This window comes from Pseudoalteromonas luteoviolacea, from assembly GCF_021654285.1.
Taxonomy (GTDB): domain Bacteria; phylum Pseudomonadota; class Gammaproteobacteria; order Enterobacterales; family Alteromonadaceae; genus Pseudoalteromonas; species Pseudoalteromonas luteoviolacea_J.
Map to the genome: position 1 here is coordinate 1 of NZ_JAKFZS010000068.1, position 6,381 is coordinate 6,381.

Annotated in this window: 11 protein-coding genes; 10 read left to right on the forward strand and 1 reads right to left on the reverse strand. The window is 37.2% G+C overall.

Annotated features, from left to right (window positions below):
- Positions 1-24 precede the first annotated feature (24 nt).
- The 3 genes from L1077_RS26915 (at position 25) to L1077_RS26925 (ending at position 1,523) form a co-directional block, all read left to right on the forward strand.
- Entirely contained in the window at positions 25-651 is a 627-nt protein-coding gene (locus L1077_RS26915) for a DUF3885 domain-containing protein (protein ID WP_237139841.1), read from the forward strand.
- A 118-nt stretch (positions 652-769) separates the two neighbouring features.
- Positions 770-1,087 carry a hypothetical protein gene (locus tag L1077_RS26920; protein WP_237139842.1) on the forward strand — a complete coding sequence of 106 codons (318 nt, stop codon included), beginning with the start codon at positions 770-772 and terminating at the stop codon, positions 1,085-1,087.
- A 118-nt stretch (positions 1,088-1,205) separates the two neighbouring features.
- Positions 1,206-1,523, forward strand: coding sequence for a hypothetical protein (locus tag L1077_RS26925; protein WP_237139843.1), 318 nt, complete (start codon positions 1,206-1,208; stop codon positions 1,521-1,523).
- A 372-nt stretch (positions 1,524-1,895) separates the two neighbouring features.
- On the opposite strand, the gene L1077_RS26930 is transcribed toward L1077_RS26925, so the two are convergent.
- Positions 1,896-2,090, reverse strand: coding sequence for a site-specific integrase (locus L1077_RS26930; protein ID WP_237139844.1), 195 nt, complete (start codon positions 2,088-2,090; stop codon positions 1,896-1,898).
- A gap of 284 nt (positions 2,091-2,374) precedes the next feature.
- Here L1077_RS26930 and L1077_RS26935 point away from each other — a divergent pair, with 284 nt between their 5' ends.
- The 7 genes from L1077_RS26935 (at position 2,375) to L1077_RS26965 (ending at position 6,109) form a co-directional block, all read left to right on the forward strand.
- Positions 2,375-2,728 (forward strand): hypothetical protein, encoded by a 354-nt coding sequence (locus tag L1077_RS26935; protein ID WP_237139845.1) that lies wholly within the window; start codon positions 2,375-2,377, stop codon positions 2,726-2,728.
- Positions 2,729-3,229: 501 nt separating this feature from the next.
- Complete coding sequence (locus L1077_RS26940; protein WP_237139846.1) at positions 3,230-3,856, forward strand: suppressor of fused domain protein; 627 nt, start codon at positions 3,230-3,232, stop codon at positions 3,854-3,856.
- Between the two features lie 106 nt (positions 3,857-3,962).
- Positions 3,963-4,406 carry a hypothetical protein gene (locus L1077_RS26945; RefSeq protein ID WP_237139847.1) on the forward strand — a complete coding sequence of 148 codons (444 nt, stop codon included), beginning with the start codon at positions 3,963-3,965 and terminating at the stop codon, positions 4,404-4,406.
- Between the two features lie 106 nt (positions 4,407-4,512).
- Positions 4,513-4,803 carry a hypothetical protein gene (locus tag L1077_RS26950; protein ID WP_237139848.1) on the forward strand — a complete coding sequence of 97 codons (291 nt, stop codon included), beginning with the start codon at positions 4,513-4,515 and terminating at the stop codon, positions 4,801-4,803.
- Positions 4,804-4,913: 110 nt separating this feature from the next.
- Positions 4,914-5,300 carry a DUF5071 domain-containing protein gene (locus L1077_RS26955; RefSeq protein WP_237139849.1) on the forward strand — a complete coding sequence of 129 codons (387 nt, stop codon included), beginning with the start codon at positions 4,914-4,916 and terminating at the stop codon, positions 5,298-5,300.
- 86 nt (positions 5,301-5,386) lie between these two features.
- Positions 5,387-5,680, forward strand: a complete 294-nt coding sequence (locus tag L1077_RS26960; RefSeq protein ID WP_237139850.1) for a hypothetical protein — start codon at positions 5,387-5,389, stop codon at positions 5,678-5,680.
- Between the two features lie 108 nt (positions 5,681-5,788).
- A complete protein-coding gene (locus tag L1077_RS26965) occupies positions 5,789-6,109 on the forward strand; it encodes a hypothetical protein (RefSeq protein ID WP_237139851.1) in 321 nt (106 codons plus the stop codon).
- Positions 6,110-6,381: the final 272 nt, after the last annotated feature.

Here is a 6,381-nt window from a genome sequence, read left to right on the forward strand (position 1 = left end):
ATTCACTTTGGAGCTATCGAATGAATGGATGACCCTGAAATCAAATTAGAACGACCGTTGTTTTATAAATCTCCTTTTGGGTTGAGGTTTGAGATAGGTCCATCCGATCTAGAAATTTGGAATGATGAAAGTAAGTCCTTAAACAGTGAGTATTTTAGCGTTGCACTAGAAAGAGCAATGAGTATCTTCCACGCTGTATTTGAGGCAAGTGATGACATCGCCATTACATATCAAATTTTTTCTGACGGACGAAGAAAAATAAAGAAACGCAGCTTTATCTTCAAGCAGTTGAACTCACTCGATAATGCTAAGATCGAGCTATCCGATCATCGTGAAATCTATTCTGAAGACTTAGATTACAAAAGTGAATGCTGGAAAAGAGCTACTATTTCGGGTATCAAAACTACTGAAATAGACACTGAACAACTTTTTAAAGCTATAATCAACACTGATTTTTCAAGTTTACAGCCTAAGCTAAATGGTGAGTGTTACCTTATAAACAGAACAAAACAACTTGTATTAAATCTTTATGATGATCGCGGCATGGATGTAGTTTCAAATCGCAAAGAACCTTTAGATTCTCTGTATAGGAGTCATAATCATTTAATACTCGATTATGACAGGGAATCCATTGATAAGGTGTTTTCGTGAATATAACAAGTTACTCAAAAGGGCGTAAAACGCTGGCTTTCGCTCCTTCGCAGCTAATTTTAGCCAACAAATTTTTTGCCGTTTATTTGCGGCGTTATATGGCAATCGAGGTAAAGTGTTGGAGTCAAGTTTAAGTAAAGATGCTTTAGCTCACTTGGAGGTTATGACTCAGGTAACCATGTATCTTCGTTCGCTTGGTTTTAAAACGAGAAGTCCTAAAAGTTTTACGTTGTTTGGTCTATTCAAACGGGCAAACACTCTAGATTCAGAGCTAGTTGAAGATTTAATGGATGCAATTCACAATACTCCTGCTCAAGTCACGAAGCCATTCTGCCCAACAGAAGAATATATAAAAACATACTACCGTAGTTTTGACCTTAAGCATCCAAATTCAATTTCTTTAGAAACAATATTTAAAAATTACCTCGGTGATTAAGCCATATAACAATCAGTTTAAAAGCGGACAAAATTCAGTTGGCTGGTTTCGCTCCGCTTCACATTATAGCTAACGAAATTTTGCCTTTTAACTGAGGCGTTAGCAGTCACGAGGGATTATGCGTAAGATACTTGTAATGGCATTATTTTTTAGTTCTTCTTGTTTTGCTGATGATATAACTAAAATCTGGACGAAACTTGAAAGTGACTATGTGATTGCTGTTCAGCAGCAAGATTATAAAAAAGCATTAGAATATGCTCTAGAGTTAAACAAAATAGACCCTAATGATACACAAGTTCTTTTGTTTATTGTTTTCGCCTCAGTTAAATCTCAAACTGAATTACCAAATTGGGTAATGGAAAAACCATGGGGTTCTGCTTCAACACTAGATGTTTTTAATAAACAATTAGCAATACAGCTGTTAAACGGCAGCTAACAAACGTTTTAACCAATGGAGGCAAAACAGCAGGCTTGCGCTCCTTTGTCGCTAATTTTAGCCTGCTATTTTGCGCCAGTTAAGCGCAGCGTTATGTGTACAATAGGAGTTTGGTATCTTCACCTTGAAGAGCTAAAATGGGACAGGCATAAATTTACTGCTGTAAGTCTTTCTATCTTGTACTCGTAAGCTTTACTCCCATAAGCCTCAAACCACTGCTATAAAGTAAAGATACTGTCAGTAAATATTGATGAGAGCACTATGTTAGCAGTGCTGCAATTTCCAGTTTAGTTAGTACAAATGGTAGCTTTTAGTTGGTGGTGCCTTTTATTAAATTTAAGCGATAGACTCAAGGGTTGTTTAATGATCTCTTTATACATATATACAAGCGGCCTGAGTTTGTGTATTCGCAGCCACGTTTTGTTGGTTGTCTAGGTGACTTAAAAACTGTTTTACCGCCTCCTCACCAAGTGTTTTTGGGTGCAATAAATTATGAAATCGAATAAAGGCGGTTATCCAATAGAGGTAACATGAAATGGTGCTTTTGGCGTATATTTGCGTATACATATGTACCTAAAAAATGGATAAAAATGGTGATTTCATAACTAGTTTTATTTTGAACTTTTACATGTGTATACATACAGAACTCAGTATTTTTTAGATATCACTATTATACGACAATTGACATACCTTGGTTGTTTCTGAAATGGTGACTTTCGCTTAACATACTGTTATGGTTAGGGTATTAAAGAGCGTATCTGAAAAGCTGTTGTTGTGTGTCAGACATTACGCTGTTGTTATGCGACATTTGTCGTAGATAAAAATGTTATACGTCATAAGGGTCCCCTCGAGTGTACGATAAACTTAGAAATGAATTCGAAGCGGGTGAAAACTCTTTCTTAATTACCCTAAGGTGTGAATTAAAGTGGGATTGGGACGCTTTTTACAAATGCACTTCACTCATGTACGAGGTAGCAATGCTAGAAAATCAAAAACCAGCGATTGATATGTGGATAGCACAAGGTTTTTGGTCGATGGACACATGGGTGAAAGAATGGTCTAGCAATGAAAATTTTCCGCGACCTCAGCCAGAAAAATATAAACAAGCTTTGATGATTTTAAACGAGCTTGCGTATTTGTTGTTTAATGGAGAGAGCCCGTACATGGATAATACGCTTGAGAAATTAGCGAAAAATGACGTATAACAAGCTCTTAAATAAGGACAAATTTCACTGTGTCGCTTTTTACATTCCTGCTTCGCAGGCAAAAATCAACCCAGCAAACTTGCCTATTAACAGGGCGTTGGTGTTCTTGGAGTTTTAGTTGAGAATTAGAGCTAGCCGACAACTCAAAAAGGAAATGTTCAAAAGAGTGCTCGTCGCTTTAACTTTGTTTGGAGTGGCAATATATATTTTGTCATCACCGGATGGTGTTTGCTTTGAAATATTCTTTAACGAGTTATGTAACTCAGAAGATAAATCGGTTGTTTTCACATGGATTCTAGTTGCAGACTCTTTGTTACTTGCTTATGTCATGTCGCCATTTGTTAAGTATGACGCATTGAAATTCTTGATAAAGTCGAAAAACGAACACTAACAAAACAAATTAAAAGTGTGGACAAAAACAGTTGTCTTTGTTCGCACCTCACAAATTTTAGCCAACTATTTTTAGCCGTTTGTTTGCGGCGTTATAACTAAAGGAAGATTATGAGTCTGCTGGAAGATTCGTGGGAACAAAGAGAAGAACGAGTATATCCTGAATTGTTTGGCGGAACTGGAGAAGGTATTTATCCTTTAGATGCTTCTCTTTTTAAGAACCAATTTGGTATCGATGATATCGATCCCCGGTGGTTGCATTTTGGTGTTTTTAAGTGTGCCCCCACCAGTGACAGGAAAACATGGGTTTATGTTACTTCTGGTATGTCAAATACATGGGAGTCTGATGCTCCTCAGGAGTACTCAGGTTTCGGTACGGAATTTATCCTTGAAACAGAGGTAAAAAGTGACTGTGCTATAAACACATTACGAAGTTTAGTGGCTTTAAATATACTGGTTTCCGTTGGGCATTATGGCGAAAAACCACTAATTGATTATGGTGACCGTATTCCAATGAAAATAGAACCAAACATTTCTAGCCTTATGGTTGTAAAGCCTATCCAGCATCCTGAATACTTTGACTTAGAATCAGGCCGAGTTGACATACTACAAATTGCTGGTATTACAGCTCAAGAACTTGAATATGCAAAGGCGAATGGTTCAGAAGCATTAGCGCTAAAGCTTTTCGAATCCGAAGGCTCTTTTGCATTAAAACCTGAAAGGTTTGGTGTCATTTAGTTATAACAAATTAATTAAACTATGGACGCAAAATAGTCGGTTTGCGCTCCTTCGTTGCTTATTTTAGCCTACCATTTTTGCTGTTTATTAAGGTGTTAGCATTTATATGGAAACCTACGAAGAAATTAAAAGTTTTCTAGACTCGCATGAAGATATTGAGGGCATACTTACGGTTGATATGGACTTAATAAGGGAACCATCAAAATCTAAGTTTGAGTGTGCAGATAGATATGTTCAAAAGTTTGGGTTCAACGGCCTAGACAAGCGATGGCATATACTTAATAAAGAGGAAGCTGCGGAGTCGTTATCAATGATACTCCACAAGAGTTTAGCTTATAGCGTTGAAATGATGCCCCTTAAAACAGCTAAGCATATAGCCGATAAGTTTCTTTGTCAGTTCGACCCACGGAATTCCAAATTTCTATCTAATGGCCATATTTCCGAGCACTCAGCGAGTTGGAACCCTATAACCCAATCAACAATGGAGATGGCAGTTGTGGTAATCGATGGAAAAAGCATAGGTATAATATGCGCGGAAGACGAAGACTAAATACTAACAATGCAAGGTAATCTGACGGTTTAAAGGGTCCTTAGATTGCGTTATAAGCCAGTTTAAACCGCAGTTGCTTGCTATGTTATGTTTTTAAGGTGTAGTGGTGAAATTTATAAGATACCTTTCAAAAGGTAATTCAGTTGGGTTGGCGCAAGATATTCAATCATACTGGGAAATTAATGATGAAGGGTACGTTTCCAGAAGCATAGAAATTAAACCAAATGGAAATGTGCTCAAATACTCTGAAAATCACTTGGCAGATTCTTATGGTCAGCTGCCTGAAGGGGTTATAAGTGATGGCAATTTATCTGATAATAGTTTTGGTTGTTGCATTGAAATGACTGAAAAGGAATTTGATAAGGTATGGCAAAAAATAGCAACAAACAAAACGTAATAAAGCATTTAAGAGTGATTCCCAACGCTTTTCGGTTTCAATTCAAGGCTAGGTTTTGTGTTTAAGGTGCAATGGTTTAGGTTTGGTGGCGCGTTATACAAAGGCAAATAATGGAATTTTTACCTAAAATAAAAAGTGATTTGACTTCAATCGAGAAGCTAAAAAGCGCTTCTAACGAAGAGATCCGGCCTTATCTTTTAGAGTTGGCTGAGTGGTTGCAAGATATCAATTGGCCGGTAGCCCAGCATGTGGCGCTTCGACTGGTAAAGGCGGGAGACGATATAGTCCCAGTAGTGAAGAAAATTTTATCGGGTAATGATGATATTTGGAAATACCATGTAATTAACAATCTAGTGGTGAATTTAGAAGCTCATTCTTTTAGTAAGGTGATGAGTGAAATAACAAGAATTGTAAATGAGCCTACACAGGGAGAAATATCCGAAGAGGTTCATTTGGTCGCACGTGATGCAATGGTGCTTTATGGTCACAACGTATAACAAGCGTAGTCTGGCGGAACAATTTTCCGCTCGTTCCTCGCTACAAATTGCCCGCAGCTATGGGCGTTATGTTTCAGGAGGCATTTGTGAAAAGAAGCTTTAGAAGTCAGCTAGACTTTATTTCTATTGTCACCATTTCTGCAATTTTGGGCTTTGGTGCAGGCTTATTTGGTGCTGCACTCGTCTTTTTAACTGCGATACAGTCAGGCCAACTTGAACAAGGGATACTTGCTTTACTTTTAACTCCTATAGGATCTGCTGCTGGCACTGCATTTTCAGCCGTACTTGGCTTTCCTTTTTACTATTGGTACTCAAATAAAATCCAAGGTCAAAAGATATCAGGCAAGTTTGCAGAAATAACAGAGAATAAAGAAAAATAACAAATTAATTAAGCTGTGGATGCAAAACAGTAGGCTTGCGTTCCTCCGTCGCAGATTTTAGCCTACTATTTTTCGCCGTTAGCTATACAAAAGAGACTTTGCACTGACATGGACACCTTGCTTACAAATCTAGAACAGATCGCAGCTCAACAGAATTTGATTTCAAATGCGATTGCTGGAGCTAAATTGTGGGTCGCTTCCGAGGACTTTGGAATTGATAACTCAATAACCGATAGATTTAAATTCGAATTTGATTCTCACAAACTATGTTTTAAACACGAATACATCGAAGTTTCATATATTGAAACCAATTTAAATATTCTACTCGAAGAGGAAGAAGTTGGATATTATTCTTGGCAGACGCTTTTAGATGGTGAAGTTATCGACGATATATTAGTTATTACAGATAACGAGTTAAAGTATAGCTAACAAGTTAATTAAATAATGAGTAGGCTAGTACTCATTTTTTGCTCAGTTTAGCCTACTATTTTTCGACGTTTATTAAGGGATTAGGTATACAATCAAACATATGACGAAAGACGAATGGTTAGAATGTAAAAATGTTTCATTGATGATTCAATTTATGTGGGGCCTTGTTTCCTAAATATTTGAACTTCTGACCTTTTGCGTGATCAGATCAAACAACAATAACGCAACCCAAGCCATCATGACAAAGAAAATTAAGAACTGGTCTGACTATA